The 17,232-nt window shown below is 32.7% G+C and carries 14 protein-coding genes; 9 read left to right on the top strand and 5 right to left on the bottom strand.

The window, feature by feature from the left end; genetic code table 11:
* Positions 1 to 6: 6 nt before the first annotated feature.
* Together HNP35_RS15600 and HNP35_RS15595 are read right to left on the bottom strand one after the other, a co-directional pair.
* Positions 7 to 1,581 carry a T9SS type A sorting domain-containing protein gene (locus tag HNP35_RS15600; protein WP_184164048.1) on the bottom strand — a complete coding sequence of 525 codons (1,575 nt, stop codon included), beginning with the start codon at positions 1,579 to 1,581 and terminating at the stop codon, positions 7 to 9.
* 169 nt (positions 1,582 to 1,750) lie between these two features.
* Positions 1,751 to 5,191: a methylmalonyl-CoA mutase family protein gene (locus tag HNP35_RS15595; protein WP_184164045.1), complete on the bottom strand. Its 3,441-nt coding sequence runs from the start codon at positions 5,189 to 5,191 to the stop codon at positions 1,751 to 1,753.
* Positions 5,192 to 5,482: 291 nt separating this feature from the next.
* On the opposite strand from HNP35_RS15595, the gene HNP35_RS15590 reads away from it, so the two are divergent.
* From HNP35_RS15590 to purU, 5 genes are all read left to right on the top strand, one after another.
* Positions 5,483 to 7,054, top strand: a complete 1,572-nt coding sequence (locus HNP35_RS15590) for a L,D-transpeptidase family protein (RefSeq protein ID WP_184164042.1) — start codon at positions 5,483 to 5,485, stop codon at positions 7,052 to 7,054.
* A 183-nt stretch (positions 7,055 to 7,237) separates the two neighbouring features.
* Positions 7,238 to 7,588, top strand: coding sequence for a hypothetical protein (locus HNP35_RS15585; protein WP_184164039.1), 351 nt, complete (start codon positions 7,238 to 7,240; stop codon positions 7,586 to 7,588).
* Between the two features lie 117 nt (positions 7,589 to 7,705).
* Positions 7,706 to 8,581, top strand: a complete 876-nt coding sequence (locus tag HNP35_RS15580) for a hypothetical protein (RefSeq protein ID WP_184164036.1) — start codon at positions 7,706 to 7,708, stop codon at positions 8,579 to 8,581.
* A 278-nt stretch (positions 8,582 to 8,859) separates the two neighbouring features.
* On the top strand, positions 8,860 to 9,576 hold the full coding sequence (locus HNP35_RS15575) for a DUF4197 domain-containing protein (protein WP_184164033.1): 717 nt from the start codon (positions 8,860 to 8,862) through the stop codon (positions 9,574 to 9,576).
* 102 nt (positions 9,577 to 9,678) lie between these two features.
* A complete protein-coding gene (purU, locus tag HNP35_RS15570; RefSeq protein ID WP_184164030.1) occupies positions 9,679 to 10,533 on the top strand; it encodes a formyltetrahydrofolate deformylase in 855 nt (284 codons plus the stop codon).
* Between the two features lie 137 nt (positions 10,534 to 10,670).
* Here the strand turns inward: purU and HNP35_RS15565 are convergent, their stop codons facing one another.
* The 3 genes from HNP35_RS15565 to pyrF form a co-directional block, all read right to left on the bottom strand.
* Positions 10,671 to 12,164, bottom strand: a complete 1,494-nt coding sequence (locus HNP35_RS15565; protein WP_184164027.1) for a catalase — start codon at positions 12,162 to 12,164, stop codon at positions 10,671 to 10,673.
* A gap of 930 nt (positions 12,165 to 13,094) precedes the next feature.
* Positions 13,095 to 13,895 carry an ABC transporter substrate-binding protein gene (locus tag HNP35_RS15560; protein WP_184164024.1) on the bottom strand — a complete coding sequence of 267 codons (801 nt, stop codon included), beginning with the start codon at positions 13,893 to 13,895 and terminating at the stop codon, positions 13,095 to 13,097.
* Positions 13,896 to 14,139: 244 nt separating this feature from the next.
* A complete protein-coding gene (pyrF, locus tag HNP35_RS15555; protein WP_184164021.1) occupies positions 14,140 to 14,961 on the bottom strand; it encodes an orotidine-5'-phosphate decarboxylase in 822 nt (273 codons plus the stop codon).
* Between the two features lie 272 nt (positions 14,962 to 15,233).
* On the opposite strand from pyrF, the gene HNP35_RS15550 reads away from it, so the two are divergent.
* The 4 genes from HNP35_RS15550 to HNP35_RS15535 all read left to right on the top strand — a co-directional run bounded on the left by HNP35_RS15550 (position 15,234) and on the right by HNP35_RS15535 (position 17,225).
* Positions 15,234 to 15,707, top strand: coding sequence for a Dps family protein (locus tag HNP35_RS15550; RefSeq protein ID WP_184164019.1), 474 nt, complete (start codon positions 15,234 to 15,236; stop codon positions 15,705 to 15,707).
* A 145-nt stretch (positions 15,708 to 15,852) separates the two neighbouring features.
* Positions 15,853 to 16,038 (top strand): CsbD family protein, encoded by a 186-nt coding sequence (locus HNP35_RS15545; RefSeq protein ID WP_184164016.1) that lies wholly within the window; start codon positions 15,853 to 15,855, stop codon positions 16,036 to 16,038.
* Between the two features lie 164 nt (positions 16,039 to 16,202).
* Positions 16,203 to 16,754: a helix-turn-helix domain-containing protein gene (locus tag HNP35_RS15540; protein WP_184164013.1), complete on the top strand. Its 552-nt coding sequence runs from the start codon at positions 16,203 to 16,205 to the stop codon at positions 16,752 to 16,754.
* Positions 16,755 to 16,775: 21 nt separating this feature from the next.
* Positions 16,776 to 17,225 (top strand): response regulator, encoded by a 450-nt coding sequence (locus tag HNP35_RS15535; protein ID WP_184164010.1) that lies wholly within the window; start codon positions 16,776 to 16,778, stop codon positions 17,223 to 17,225.
* The last annotated feature ends 7 nt before the right edge of the window (positions 17,226 to 17,232 follow it).

Below are 17,232 nucleotides of genomic sequence, written 5' to 3'. Positions count from 1 at the left end.
CTTTTTTTAGTTTTTTATGATTTTCTTTGATATTTCAGTTCCATTCACTTTAACCTTTAATACATACGCTCCAGCACTTAATCTAGAAACATCAATTTTATCATCCAAAAAATCAGATGAATTAATAACTATTCTACCATTTAAATCAAAAATTTGAACGCTCTCAACTTGATTATCATTTCCAGCTTTAACATTTATAACGTTAGTTGTAGGATTCGGAAAAAACAATAAAGATGATTTCTTCCCGACTATTGGTGTACTCAAATTATTGCCGTACTTCCAGAGTTTCATTTCCTTTCCATAATACAAATTTTCTTTAAAGACAACAGCTTGTGTTATATTATCAAGTTCATTTACATTTTCGGCTGTATTTAAAGTTTTATTAAAAATCCATCCTTTTCTTAAAAATTTTTCATCAATACCAGAAGAAATAAAATATTCATCCTTTGTAACTTTATAAATCGTTGCTGAATCATAAAATGATACAAAAAAGAAATCAGATCTTTGCACATCATTATTTACGATTTCTTTCAAATCTTTTACAGAATAATCATTAAGATTTAAGGATAACAATGACGTATTTCCATTTGAATTTGATCCTAAGAAAAGTAAAGAATCATCCGTTTTCGAAAAATTAGAGGGAGTAAAATACTTGTTGCTAGTATTAACATAAATTTCGGTTAAATTCTTAGTAATATCATCAAACTTCCATATTGATAATTTGTTTAGCTCGGAAGAATAAAACATAAAATAAAGCTTATTATTTGCTTCAATAACACTACTGTGTCCCACGATATTATTTTGTGCATTCCATACATTACCAATATTTTTAGTATTTTCAAGAGTTCCGTCCGTTTCATACAAAAAATATCTTGTTACAAAATATAGCTTATTATTATGTACTATATACTGAGTAAAACCAGCTGTTCCTCCAGAATCGGAACCATTTCCATCCATTTGTTGCGTTATAGGATAAGTCCCATCAGCAGTCCCATCACTTCTCCATACTCGCGAGTTCATAGTTGAAGCTACTTGTATTGTAAATATAAAAGTATTATTGCAATTACCTTCAAATGTTGAATTATTTGAATAATCTGAAATTTCCTTAATAAATACTGTTCCGTTTGTTGTACCGTCTGTTTTCCAAACTTGAAATTTATTTGTTTCCAAACGGACTAGAAAAAATATTTTATCTCCTACTGTTGTAAGTTTAAAAGTTCTTCCATTAATAAAATTTGTCACTTTTTTAGTTCCAGAATCGGTTCCATCTGTTTCCCATATTTCGCCTTCAGAACTTTCATCTCTAGCTATAAAGTAAAACTTATTATTTAAAATTGTCGAACCTGACTTTACCGATGGTTCTGTACCAAGATATATATCTTTTAAAATCTTTGTATTTGAAGGTGTCCCATCGCTAAGCCATAATTCTCGACCAGTATCCTCTTGATTGCCATAAAATATGATTTTATCATTAAATATTTTAAAAGTCGATGGGCTACTTATAAAATTATAAATTAGTTGTTGAGCATTTGATTGTATTGTTAAAAAGAGTAAAAAAAATAAAAGTAATTTTGTTTTCATTCAGTAATTGAGTTTAATTATTTAAAAAAAAAAATGTAATCATAAAAAAACAAATATACGATTTATCATACAAAAATATTTAATCTTAAAGACAAATTACTTGTTCATAAAAATAAAAAAACCTCTCATTTGTGAAAGGTTTCTTTTAAATTTTACAAAGAAGTTTTTTCTACATATTCCTTCTATACTGCCCCCCAACTTCAAACAAAGCCGAAGTAATCTGCCCTAAAGAACACACCTTTGTCGCTTCCATTAAATAATCGAATAAGTTTTCGTTTTTAATAGCCGCTTGCTGTAAAGCATTTAAATGTTCGTTTACTTTTGCTTCGTGGAAATTATGCAGGTTATCCAGCATTGTAATCTGGTATTGTTTTTCTTCTTCTGTTGCGCGAATAACCTCAGCCGGAATTACCGTTGGCGAACCTTTTGAACTCAGGAAAGTATTTACACCCACAATTGGGAAATCTCCGTTGTGTTTTAAGGTTTCGTAATACAAACTTTCTTCCTGAATTTTAGAACGTTGGTACATGGTTTCCATTGCACCTAGAACTCCTCCTCTTTCTGTAATTCTGTCGAATTCTTGTAAAACGGCTTCTTCAACCAAATCTGTTAATTCTTCGATGATGAAGGAACCTTGAATTGGGTTTTCGTTTTTCGCTAAACCTAATTCTTTATTGATAATTAGCTGAATCGCCATTGCACGACGTACAGATTCTTCTGTTGGCGTTGTAATCGCTTCGTCGTAAGCGTTGGTGTGCAATGAATTACAGTTGTCGTAAATCGCATATAAAGCTTGTAAAGTCGTTCTAATATCATTGAAATCAATTTCCTGTGCGTGTAACGAACGTCCAGAAGTTTGAATATGGTATTTCAGCATTTGGGCTCTTTCGTTGGCTCCGTATTTGTTTTTCATGGCTTTTGCCCAAATTTTACGTGCCACACGACCAATTACCGAATATTCTGGATCTACTCCATTCGAGAAGAAGAACGATAAATTTGGCCCAAAATCGTTGATGTTCATTCCGCGGCTCAAATAATATTCCACGTAAGTGAAACCATTAGAAAGCGTAAAGGCCAATTGCGTAATTGGGTTTGCTCCCGCTTCGGCAATATGATATCCTGAAATCGAAACCGAATAGAAATTACGAACGTTTTTAGTGATAAAATATTCCTGAACGTCGCCCATTAATCGCAAGGCAAATTCAGTAGAGAAAATACAAGTATTCTGCGCCTGATCTTCTTTTAAAATATCGGCCTGAACTGTTCCACGAACTTGCGATAATGTTTTAGCTTTTATATCATTATAAACTTCCAAAGGCAAAACCTGATCTCCCGTAACTCCTAAAAGCATTAATCCCAAACCGTTATTTCCGTCTGGAAGATCGCCTTGGTATTTAGGTCTTTCGATTCCTTTTTCCTTATATAATTTGTTGATTTTGGCTTCAACTTCTTTTTCTAATTCGTTGGCTTTAATATAAATCTCACATTGCTGATCGATTGCCGCATTCATGAAGAAACCTAACAGCATTGGCGCAGGTCCGTTAATCGTCATACTTACCGAAGTCAATGCATGAACCAAATCGAAACCTGAATATAGTTTTTTGGCATCGTCTAAACAGCAGATTGAAACTCCAGCATTTCCTATTTTTCCATAAATATCTGGACGTAAATCTGGATCGTTTCCGTATAAAGTCACACTGTCAAAAGCCGTAGAAAGGCGTTTTGCAGGCATTCCCGCACTTACATAATGAAAACGTTTGTTGGTTCTTTCTGGTCCGCCCTCGCCCGCAAACATTCTTGACGGATCTTCGCCTTCACGTTTAAACGGATATAATCCCGAAGCAAACGGAAATTCTCCAGGAACATTTTCTTGTAAATTCCAACGTAAAATATCGCCCCAGCCTTCGTATTTCGGTAAAGCAATTTTAGGAATCTGTAAATGCGATAAACTTTCAGAATGTGTTGCGATTTTGATTTCTTTATCGCGAACTTTAAACGAGTAAACTGGATTTTTGTATTTCGCTACTTTATCAGCCCAATTCAGAATAATTTCCCAGTTGTACGGATCTAAATCCATTTTTACTTTATCGAATTGATTTAGTAAAAGATTTAAAAAGATTCTGTTTTCGTCGTGTTCTGCAATGCCGCTTGGCAAAACAGTCGAATCGTCGATTCCTGCTTTTGTAATTTGAGGAACTTTTCCAGAAACTGATTCTATAGTTTTAAAAATTCCGTATAATTTCTGAGCGACTTTTTGTTGTGCAATTGCTGTTTCATCATAAGATCTGTTATTCTCAGCGATTTCAGATAAATAACGTGTTCTTCCTGGCGGAATTACGAATATTTTCTCGCTCATTTCTTTAGTGATTTCAAAAGTCGATTTCAAGTCAGAATCGGTTTTTTCTACCACTTTATCCATAATCGCTTTGTAAAGCGTGTTCATTCCAGGATCGTTAAACTGTGAAGCAATTGTTCCGAAAACTGGCATTTCGTCTGGGCTTTTATCCCAAAGACCGTGATTGCGCTGATACTGTTTTTTTACATCGCGTAAAGCATCCAATGCACCACGTTTATCAAATTTGTTTAAAGCCACTAAATCGGCAAAATCAAGCATGTCGATTTTTTCTAATTGCGTTGCAGCTCCAAATTCTGGTGTCATTACATATAAAGAAACATCCGAATGATCCATAATCTCCGTATCAGACTGTCCGATCCCTGAAGTTTCCAAAATAATCAAATCGTATTTTGCCGCTTTCAAAACCTGAATTGCTTCGGCTACATATTTAGACAAAGCCAAATTCGATTGACGTGTTGCCAGCGAACGCATATAAACTCTCGGATTATTAATCGCATTCATACGGATTCTATCTCCTAAAAGCGCTCCTCCTGTTTTTCTTTTTGAAGGATCAACAGAAATTAATCCGATTGTTTTTTCTGGGAAATCAATTAAAAAACGACGAACCAATTCATCAACCAAAGAAGATTTTCCTGCTCCACCCGTTCCTGTGATTCCTAAAACTGGAATTTTTGAAGTAGCATTTATTTCGTGAATTTTATCAAAAGATTCTTTTGCAATTTCTGGGAAATTTTCTGCCGAAGAAATCAAACGTGCAATTGCAGTTGGCGTCTTATCTTCAATATGATTGATTTCTCCATTTAATTTATCTCCAATTGGAAAATCAGATTGCTGCACTAAATCATTAATCATTCCTTGAAGTCCTAAAGAACGCCCATCATCTGGAGAATAAATTCTTGTAATACCATATTCATGCAATTCTGAAATCTCACTTGGCAGAATTACGCCGCCTCCGCCTCCGAAGATTTTAATGTGTCCTGCTCCTTTTTCGCGAAGCAAATCATACATATATTTAAAGTATTCATTGTGTCCGCCTTGATAAGAAGTCATCGCAATGGCATTAGCATCTTCCTGAATTGCGGTATTTACCACTTCTTCTACACTTCTGTCATGTCCAAGGTGAATTACTTCGACTCCCGTTGACTGAATAATACGGCGCATAATATTGATCGCGGCGTCGTGTCCGTCAAAAAGTGAAGCTGCAGTAACAATTCTTACTTTATTTTTAGGAATATATGGTATTTGTTGTTCCATTTTATGAATATGATAATTTTATGAGGGCAATTTACAAATTATTTTAATATTTGGTGTTCGCAATAGCTTTATGTTAACAAAAAAAATATATCGTTTTCGTTATTAAAGGGTAACAAATTTTATAACTAACTGATTTATATTATATAAACCTACTATGTGGCAATTTTGAAAAATCTAATTTAAATAAAACAACTCATTCTCAACAACCTAAAGTAATTTTACAATGTAGAAACGACCCCAAATTTTTACCAAAACTTTCAAATCTAAGTATAACGTAAAAATTAAATGAAAATGAAAACTTTATATCCACTAAGCCTAATTATTGCTCTTAGCTTTAGTATTGTTTCCTTTAATAAATATGAAGACAAAAAAACTAAAGAGAACAGAAATTTAAATGAAACCTATAAAACTGTTAACAACAATGAAGATGAGAACAGTGAAGTTTCGAATGACTTCTTCAGAAGATATTCTGATTTAAAAAAATATAAATCTGATGTCATGTCATTATATAAAACCAGAACTCTGGGAACAATTTGGTTTGATGAAAATGAAATAAGCGAATTTGGTTCTGTTTTGTATGAAAAAGCAAAAAAAACAAACGATCTTATTATTCCTTACCAAAAAGAAATTGATCAGCTTTTTAGCGCTTCATCAGATAAAAGTACACTTAGTCAAACTGACGCAGATATGCTTTTAAGCTCTATGTATGTACTTTACACCAAAAAAAATAATGCCGACAAGAAAAAATTATCATATGATGCCATGTTAAAAGATTTCTTGAATTACAGTACAATTGAAGAAGCTTCAACATCGGCAACTGCAGCAACAGATGAGAAAGTGCAGTTTGATCAATATTATAAGTTACAAGATGTTCTAAAAAAATATAAAAAATTAGACCGTTCACGCAAATGGCAACCTATTGTTCCAGCCGAAACTCCTTATAAAGAATTACGTCCAGATGCTGTATCTAGTACTATTGCTCAAGTTAGAACCCGTTTATATTTATTGGGGGATTTAAAACAGGATTCTAAAAGCGATGTTTACGATAGAGAATTAATGGATGCCGTAATGAAATATAAAGTTCGTAACGGATTTAAACCAAACTATATTTTGGCAGAAGAACACATTAAAGAAATGAATATTCCACTTTCTGAAAAAATGGAGACTTTAATGCTTAATATGGAAAGATGCCGCGCCATTTCTGGTCAAATTGCGACTAGTGATGAATATGTATTGGTAAATGTTCCTTCTTATGAAATGGTCTATGTTAAAAACGGGAAAGTGCAGTTAACCTCGCCAGTTTTTGTTGGTGCGCCTTTAACCAAAACTACCATTTTTAACGGCGAAATTGACAGAATTGTTTTCAGCCCTTATTGGACAGTACCACAAAGTATTGTACAAAACGAATTAAGATCTAAAATCGCTTCTGATCCAAATTATCTTGCAGAGAAAAATATGGAAATGGTCAACGGTCAAGTAAGACAAAAACCTGGTCCAGACAACTCTCTAGGACTAGTGAAGTTTATGTTTCCAAATCCAGATGATATTTACATGCACGACACGCCATCTAAAACTTTATTCGACTTTGAAAAAAGAACTTTCAGCCATGGTTGTATAAATGTAAAATTGGCCAAAGAATTGGCTGTTGCCATGCTGAAAGATTATCCAGAATGGACTCAAGAAAAAATTGATAAGGCAATGGCTGGTAAAACAGAAAACAGTTTTAAACTTGCTAAAAAAGTGCCAATCTATATAGTTTATTTTACTTCATTAGTAAATGAAAATGGTGAAATTGGTTTCTTCCAAGATGTCTACGAAAAAGATAAAGAAGTTACTACTGAAAATGCAGTTGTTGCTCAATAATATAATTTTAATAAATTTTAGAGAGAAGTTATCAATCTTAGATAATTTCTCTCTTTTTTAATCTATTTTAGAATCAAAAAACAATCCTAACTTATTATTTTTAAACCCTTTACAGGTAAAAACATTTGGTAAACTTCGCCAATTTTGCACAATAAATTTTGTAATATTTAAAAACTAACTATTATGAAAACAAATAATACAGAAGGTCTAACAATGTTCGAAATAAATGTATTAGTACAACAGGGAGGTAAATTTGTAATTTTCCCCAATACCATTTCTAAGCTTTATAAAAAATTTAAACTTTCGAATATCTACTTTGTTCGCCCAAACGAGCCTACTTTTAAATACGCCCTAAAACACTTCTTTTTGAATTTATCTTTAAGCTGGCGTATCATTCCATATGGACCAATTTATGTGCTTAAATCTTTTTATTATTTAATTAAAGGAGGAAAAGATTACACGCAGGACATCCTGAATGAACTACGAAACAACAAACCCTCATATACTCCTGATCTTCAATATTTAAACCAATAATATTTTTCAAAACTGATTTTCAAATTTATATCCTAAACTATTAGTTATAAGTCTTTTTGTGGCTCAAATTGTGACTGTTTAAAAAGAGATTTGCCAAAATTTTTAAATAAACACACAATGAAAAAAAGCATTTTATTATTTGGTCTTGTTGCAATTCTATTTATTTCTTGCAAAGACAAACAAACTACAGATGAAAGCACATCTATAACAGAAGAAAGCAATTCAAAACCAAAAGCTCCAAAAGCCGAAGGATCACCTCGAATCTTATTTATAGGAAACAGCCACACTGAGTTCTTTGTTAGTTCTCCAATTATATTTGGTGAAATCTGCAAAGCAAATAATCAAGAAATGAATATTGATAAATTGGTTACAATGGGAGTTTCTATTGAAAAAATTTACGATGATCACGTATCAGAAGCAGAAGCAAATTTTGCAAAAAAAGATAAAGATGGCAATTATTATGATTATGTAGTTTTGCAGGAATCTACACCTGTTGCCTTATCAGAACTAGACAAATACAAAGAAAATGTAAAAATGATTGTAGATAAAATTCATAAAAATAGTCCTGATGTTGCGATTTATATTTATGAAGGAATGTCGCCAATTCCTTTTACAGATTCTGAGTATAAAGAATATTATGAAGAAATTCGAAAAAATGCAGTTGAAATTGTAAAATCAACAAAAAATGCAGATTTATTAAGAGTTGGAGATGCTGTTAATGATGCTTATAACGGAAAACACGATTATGAATATTTAGTAGCAAATAAAGACAATCTTCGTTATGGCGAGAATACATTACACCTTTTAAACGATGGAGCTTATATGCAAGGAGCACTTTTATTTGCAACAATCTTTGGCAAGAAACCGGTAATGCCTAAAGAACTTACTCTAAGTACAGGAACTGGAGACAACGACGACATGAAAAAGCAGGAGGTCAGCAAAGCTATTAGCAATCCAAAAGCTTTAGAAGAAATTGCTTTTGATAATCGATAAAAAGAAATCAAAATTTAAAAATCATCTTATAAAATAATAAGATGATTTTTTTTTTCTACCATAAAAATTTCAAACAAATCAGGTTTTCAGGATTTACTTATTTAATAAAAAAGAATTGAAAAAATAATTAAAATGTATTTGTAGCGTACATTTTACATACGTTTTTGAACAATTGAAATTTGTGTTATTTATCAAACAAAATCTTTGTTCTACATCAATAAATTTGTGGCTTTATTTTTGAATAAGTAGTATTTTTGAAACTTAAATAAAACTCCATAATGAAAAAGATTATCCTATTAGCCTTCGCGTTTTCGCTTACTTCTTGTGCACAAGTACAACAGACTCTAAATCAATTGCCACAGCTAGCGTCACAGCTTCCGACTAGCAATGTAGATATTGCGTCAGGATTAAAAGAAGCTTTAAACAAAGGAATCACACAACAAGTAAGTAAATTGACCGCTGTGGATGGGTTTTATAAAAATGAAGCTGTAAAAATCTTAATGCCCGAAGAATTACAAAAAGTAGATGCCACATTAAGAAAAGTAGGCTTAAGCTCTCTTGCCGATGAAGGAATCAAAATGCTTAATCGTGCTGCCGAAGATGCAGTAAAAGAAGCTACTCCAATTTTTGTTTCGGCTGTAAAAAATATGTCTTTTACTGATGCTAAAAATATCCTATTAGGAAATGACAGCGCTGCGACAACTTATTTACAAGGAAGTACGACAACCGCTTTGTATGGAAAATTTAATCCAGTTATTAAAAGTTCTTTTGAAAAAGTAGGTGCAGATGTGGTTTGGAAAAACATTATTACAAAATACAACACTATTCCGTTAGTAAAAAAAGTAAATCCAGATTTGACTGATTATACAACAAATCAAGCCTTGTCTGGGGTTTTCAAAATGATTGCTGTTGAAGAAAAAGAAATACGTAACAACATCTCTGCGAGAACAACGCCTTTATTAAAAAGCGTATTTGCATTGCAGGACGGAAAATAGATTTTGAAAAAGACTCAAAGAGAAAAAGTTACAAAGGCTCAAAGAAACCTTTGTAACTCTGAACCTTTGCAACTTTGTCACTAAACCAAAAAAAACAACCAAATGCAGAAAATTACCATTCTAATTCACTGTAAAGACCAAAAGAATATTATCGCGTCAGTGACTACTTTTATTGCTAAAGTGGGCGGAAATATTACATATATCGACCAGCATGTTGATATTGAACAAAACGTGTTTTTTATGAGATTGGAATGTGAATTCACCAATTCTGAAATAACGATTGACAGCTTTAAAGAAGATTTTGAACAAGCACTTGCTTCCAAATTCGAAATGTCTTGGGATTTGTACAACCAAGATCAAAAACCAAAAATGGCATTGTTTATCTCTAAATATGATCACTGTCTTTTTGATATTTTGGGTCGTTACAGCGCTGGCGAATTAAATGTCGAAATTCCTGTCATCATTAGCAACCATAATGATTTGAGATCGATTGCAGAACGTTTTGATATTCCTTTTCATCTTGTTCCTTTCACCAAAGACAATAAAGAAGAAGGTGAAGCAAAACAAATTGAATTATTAAAAAAATACGAAATCAATTTTATCGTTTTGGCTCGTTATATGCAGATTATAACACCAAAATTGATTTCGCTTTACGAAAATAAAATCATCAATATTCATCACTCTTTTTTACCAGCTTTCCCTGGAGCAAAACCGTATCATTCAGCTTTTAAACGCGGGGTAAAAATTATTGGCGCAACAAGCCATTATGTAACAGAAGAATTAGATGAAGGTCCGATTATCGAGCAGGATATTGCTAGAGTTTCTCACATACATTCTGTAGAAGATTTCATCATGAAAGGACGAGATCTGGAAAGAATTGTTTTAGCAAGAGCAATCAAACTTCACGCAGAAAGAAAAACGATGGTTTATAGCAATAAGACTGTGGTTTTTTCTTAAGGTTCTAAGGGGCTAAGATTCTAAGGAACTAAGTTTTTTTATATAGCAAACCCGACAGGTTTTTAAAACCTGTCGGGTTTGCTTTTTAAATATTCTAAAAACTTAGTTCCTTAGAATCTTAGCATCTCAGAACCTCTTTAACGAACCACAATCTTCAATCTCGGATCATCAAAAGCATCTACTTCTGCCATAGTCATTCCTAGCGCGTTCGCTACGCCTTCTCCGTAAGCAGGATCGGCTTTAAAACAGTTTCTAATATGACGTACTTGAATAAATTTCTGCGCCCCACCTACTTGTCCTGCGGTATTTTTAAACAGAAGCTGTTTCTTCTCTGGTGTCAATAAATTGAACAATAATCCAGGCTGTGTAAAATAATCGCTATCATCTTCTCTAAAGTTATGCGCATATGCATCGCCGTAGATTGCTAATGGCGGTTCTTTTGCTTCTGGCTGTTCTTGCCATTCGCCAAAGCTGTTCGGCTCATAATGTTTTCTTCCTCCAAAATTTCCGTCAACACGCATAGCTCCATCTCTGTGAAAACTGTTGTATGGGCATCTAGATGCATTTACAGGAATCTGATAATTATTTACTCCTAAACGGTAACGATGTGCATCTCCATAAGAGAACAAACGCCCCTGAAGCATTTTATCTGGCGAAAATCCAATTCCCGGAACTACGTGAGCTGGATTAAAGGCAGCTTGCTCTACTTCTGCAAAATAATTTTCTGGATTTTTATTGAGTTCGAATTCTCCAACAGGAATTAATGGAAAATCTCCTTTTAACCAAACTTTCGTTAAATCAAACGGATGAAAACGATACGTTTTTGCTTGTTCTTCCGACATAATTTGAACAAACATTTTCCATTTTGGAAAATTTCCTTCCTCAATCGCATCAAATAAATCTCTTTGATGGCTTTCTCTGTCTCGCCCAACTAATGAAGCCGCTTCCTCATCAGAAAGATTTTCGATTCCTTGTTGCGAAACTAAATGGAATTTAACCCAATGTCTTTCGTTTTGCGCATTAATAAAACTAAAAGTATGGCTTCCAAAACCGTGCATTTCTCTGTACGATCTCGGAATTCCTCTATCGCTCATTACAATGGTAACTTGATGCAAAGCTTCCGGTAATAATGTCCAAAAATCCCAATTGTTATCAGCACTTCTCAAGTTGGTTTTTGGATCACGTTTAACCGCGTGGTTTAGGTCTGGAAATTTCATTGGATCACGAAAGAAGAATACTGGAGTGTTATTTCCTACCAAATCCCAATTTCCTTCGTTTGTGTAAAATTTCATGGCAAAACCACGAATGTCTCTTTCGGCATCAGCAGCACCTCTTTCTCCTGCAACAGTTGAGAAACGTACAAACATCTCTGTTTTTTTTCCAATTTCAGAAAATAAATCTGCTTTTGAATATTTGGTAATGTCGTGTGTAACGGTAAAAGTTCCGTACGCACCAGATCCTTTAGCATGCATTCTTCTCTCGGGAATTACTTCGCGATCAAAATGCGCCATTTTTTCTAAGAACCAAAAATCTTGTAATAAAACGGGTCCGCGAGGCCCAGCTGTTTGAATGTTTTGATTGTCTGGAACGGGAGTTCCTGTTGCAGTTGTTATTTTTTTTTGTTCTTCCATTTTGCTGATTTTTAATGTTTTACCAAATATACAAACAAATTCCTGTCATATTAATAAACAAAATTGATTGTTATTATATTTTAATAATAAAAAATTATTCAATGCTGAGAAAAGCTCAAAACAGCTAATTGACAAATCTTAACTTATGACCAACAAAGTAATAACAAAACCTTAACAGCAATACATCGATTTATGTCTGACCTTTGTAATGTAATAAACTGGTTATTTATTATTTTGGTTTTGGTTAGTTAAATGATGCCGGCGTCTTCGAGATGCCGGCATTCTTTTTTATATTATTTTGTTTGCTTCGCCGATTCGGCTTTCAGCCTCGGGTCAAGTTTCAGGTTTTCTTTGTTTCAAGTTGACATGCGATACGCTTAATTTTGACGCAAAGAACGCAAAGAGTTTTTTTTAAAAAATTAAAGAAGTTTTAAAGTTCGCAAAGCTTTGTGTAAATAGCCTTTGTGTATTTTGCGAAAAACCTTTGCGCACTTTATGGTTAATCACGCCATCCAAAAAACTTGAAACTTCAAACCTGAAACCTGAAACAAAAAATTTAGACATTAACTTATATCCAACAAAGTAATAACAAGATCTTAACAGCATTACATTGATTTATGTCGGATCTTTGTAATGTAATAAACTGGTTATTTATTATTTTGGTTTTGGTTAGTTAAATAATGCCGGCGTCTTCGAGATGTCGGCATTCTTTTTTTTGTACTAATTTGTTTCTTTTGTTTCAAGTTTCAGGTTTCAAGTTTGCCTTAATTGAGTATATATTTTAACGCAAAGAGCGCTAAGTTGTTCTTCTTAAGAGTTTTATATAAAACGCAAAGTTCGCAAAGCTTTGTGTAAAAAACTTTGCGAACTTTGCGCAAAATCTTTGCGCTCTTTGCGGTTAAATCAACACATTCTAAAGAAAACTTGAAACTAACTTTTCAATCTCTCATGTAGTAATTTAAAATACTGAAATGCCTTTAATAACCTACTTCCATGCCAAGAGAACATTTCGCCGTCAACGAAGATAGTTTTAGCATGATGCGTAAATCTTCCAATTTCAAAAGCATCTTCTTCTTTAAACGGATAAGGTTCGGAGGAAAGGAAAACCAAATCGGGATCTCCTTCTAAACGCATTTTTTTTAATTCGATTTCAGGATAACGGCCTTTGTCCTCGTAAATATTTTTAAAATGATTTAGTTTTAATAATTCATTTATATAAGTATCATTTCCAGCAACCATATAAGGATCTTTCCAAATAAAATAAGCCGCTTTCTTTTCTTTTATATTTTGCATATAATTTTTGAAATCGCTTAAAGCGAAAGCCAATTTGTCATTCCACTTTTGAGCTTCGGTTCTGCAATTAAACAATTGTCCAAAATCTGAAATCATTTGGAAATTATCTTCTATAGAAACAATATTAGTTACCCAAACAGGACAGATTTCTTGTAATTGTTTGACGATTTCTTCAGTGTTTTCTTCTTTATTGCAAATAATAATATCCGGCTGAAGTAATTTTATTTTTTCGAAATGAATTTTCTTGGTTCCGCCAACAATCTTTTTGGTAGACTTAAAATGAAATGGATGCACACAAAATTTCGTAATTCCGATAATTTTTTCTTCTAAACCTAAATCATATAACAATTCGGTTTGAGACGGAACTAATGAAATTATACGTTTTGGAGCTATTTCAAAAGAATGTAAATTACCAAGCTGGTCTTTGATTTGTTTCATGTTTATTGGAATATGTGTTTTTTAACGCAAAGTGCGCTAAGTTTTTTCGCAAAGTTCGCAGAGATTTATCTTTTTGAATTAAAGTTTTTTAAAAGTTCTCAAAGCTTTGATAAAGCAAAACTTAAGCACTTACTTCGAGAACTTTTAAAAAACTTTTACAAGACTGCCGATAATTTCTTTGTGTGCTTTGCGAAAAAACTTAGCGCACTTTGCGTTAAAATTATGTTCAAAGTCAAGCTTAAAACTAAAACTTTAAACTAATAATCTCTTCCATTTCCCTCTGAACTTTCAAAGCCTCTTCTCTAGCCTTTTCAGCAAAATCAGTTCCTTTTGATGCGTAAATAATTGCCCTTGCAGAATTTACTAAAAGACCAACTTTATCATTCATTCCGTATTTGCACACTTCAGATAAGCTTCCGCCTTGAGCGCCGATTCCAGGAACCAATAAAAAACTGTCTGGAACAATTTTTCTAATTTCGGTAAAATATTCTGCTTTTGTAGCACCAACAACATACATTAGGTTCTCGCTATTTTTCCATGTTTTAGAAGTTTCTAAAACTTTTTTGTACAATTCTTTTCCATCTGTATTTAATGTTTGAAAATCAAAAGCGCCTTCGTTTGAAGTTAAAGCCAACATTATGGTATGTTTGTTTTCAAAAGCTAAGAAAGGTTCTACAGAATCTTTTCCCATATATGGAGCAACAGTTACACTATCAAAATTCAAATCTTCAAAAAAAGCTTTTGCATACATGCTTGAAGTATTTCCGATATCACCACGTTTTGCATCGGCAATGGTAAAAATATCAGGATAATTTTCGTTGATATAATTGATTGTTTTTTGGAGTGACATCCATCCTTTAATTCCGTATGCTTCAAAAAAAGCCGTATTGGGTTTATAACCTACAGTTAAATCATGTGTTGCATCGATTATTGCTTTATTAAATTCGAAAATAGGATCTTCGGTTTCTAATAAATGTTGTGGCATTTTGTCCAAATCTGGATCTAAACCTACACATAAAAATGATTTTTTCTGAAGAATTTGTTCGTGTAATTGTTGTGTTGTCATATTGTGTTTTGCTTGTGCGGCAAAATTACAAATTATAATTGTGAATTGTAAATGGTTTAATTTGTTTCAAGTTTCAGGTTTCAGGTTTGTCAGCTGAGCGATCCCCAATCTTCGGGAGAAGCCCTTTGTCCCCTTCGACTTCGCTCAGGATGACATTTAGCATATTAATTATTTATTACAACATTGAATTTCTATAACTTACTTCTAAAATTATATAAGAAAAAACAAGAAGCGCTCTGCTATCTTTGAAAAAACACATAAAAAAGACAATCATGAGCCCACATATCGGAATTACCCCTGCAAATCTAAAAAAGAGTGCTTCTATCTTAGGAACAATATTATCTAACGAAATGACTTTGTATGTAAAAACAAGAAAATTTCACTGGAATATTTCTGGAAATAGCTTTATGGAGCTTCATAAATTATTTGAAGAACAATATAGAATTCTAGAAGCTCAAATTGACGAAGTTGCAGAGCGCATCAATCAATTGGGAGAAAAAACAATTGGGACGATGAAAGAGTTTATCGACAACTCTACTTTGAAAGAATCACCAAAAGAATACGCTTCGCAAAAACATATGCTTTCTGAACTTCTAGAAAACCATGAACAATTAGTAACAGAATTTAGAAGCTACATTCCGATTTTTGAAGAAGAAACAAAAGATGTCGGTTCTGCTGATTTTGTTACAGGATTATTACAAGAACACGAAAAAATGGCTTGGGTTTTGAGAAGATACCAGGTTTAATTGATAATTGATAATTGATAATTGATAATGATTGCGAAAATTTGGCTGAAATGAAAATTATGCAACAGTCATTAAAATAAATGTAACGACAACCCAATTTTTAATTTGCAATTTTACAATACAATAATTTCAAATAAAAAACATCATGAATACTACAGAGATAAAAGGAAACTGGAATGAGTTGAAAGGAAAATTAAAGCAAAAATATGCCGAAATTACAGATGATGATTTACTTTATGATGAAGGAAAAGAAGACGAAATGTACGGAAAACTTCAACAAAAATTAGGTAAAACAAAAGATGAAGTTCGAAAAATTATTGCTGATTTGTAAATCTTTACAACTCAATCAGGGAAATACCGTCTACTATTTTATGTACTAGACGGTATTTTTTTGACGAATTTATTTTAAAAAAAACTAAACAATCTGACAATTCTACACTGTTTTAAAGCGGTAACCAAAAATAAAATAAGTATCTTTAACCAAATTTCTATAAAATGAAACTATTTATAAAGTTCGACATTAACACGATTTGCTCTCAATATCTAAAACTGAATTTGGAGCAGAACAATGTGAATTTTACAACGCTGGGTTTTGGCGAAATCGAAATCGAGGACAATATTGATGCGGAAGCACTTGAAAATTTAAAAACTAAATTGGCTCCATGCGGATTCGAAGTTGTTGAAAATCAAAAAAGTGTATTGGTCCAAAAAATAAAAGACGCGATTATCGAATTGGTCTTTATGGACGACAGCAACAATTATAAAAGTTCTGTGTTTTTGGCCGAAAAGCTAAATCACAGTTATGGTTATTTATCGAATGTTTTCTCAGAAGTAACCTATTCTTCCATAGAAAACTTTATTATTTTACAGAAAATTGAAAGAGCAAAACAATTGATTATTATCAATGAAATGAGTTTGACCGAAATTGCTTTTTTACTAAATTACTCGAGTGTTGCCCATTTGAGTACGCAGTTTAAAAACACAACCGGAATTACTCCGTCTGCTTTTCAGAGAATTATTAAGAAACGAAGAGAAAATTTAAAATAAAACCCAAATACCGCGATCAAAATGCAAAAAAACGCATTACACATTTTACTTGCCGATGATGATGAAGATGACCGTCTTTTCTTTAAAGATGCATTTGAAGAAATAAAAATACAAACTAATGTAAATTTCGTCCACGATGGGATGCAATTGATGGATCATCTGCATAATGAAGACAACAAACTTCCAGATATTTTGTTTCTAGATTTAAATATGCCTAAAAAAACAGGTAAAGAATGTTTAATTGAAATCAAAAAAACGGACCGTTTAAAAGATGTAATCATCGCCATTTATTCTACTTCTTCTTCTGAAGAGGACATTGAAGATACCTTTATCCAGGGTGCAAATATTTACATTAAAAAGCCAAGCGATTTCAATACGCTTAAAAAAATTATTAATGAAGTCGTGACCGTAAACTGGCACTATCATACATCAGGTTTAAACCGTGATAATTTCTTGCTGCGACTAAAATAAGAGCATA

This window comes from Flavobacterium notoginsengisoli (assembly GCF_014207905.1).
GTDB classification, from domain to species: domain Bacteria; phylum Bacteroidota; class Bacteroidia; order Flavobacteriales; family Flavobacteriaceae; genus Flavobacterium; species Flavobacterium notoginsengisoli_A.
Note: the sequence above shows the minus strand (reverse complement) of the source record. Positions and strands in the feature narration are given on the sequence as shown.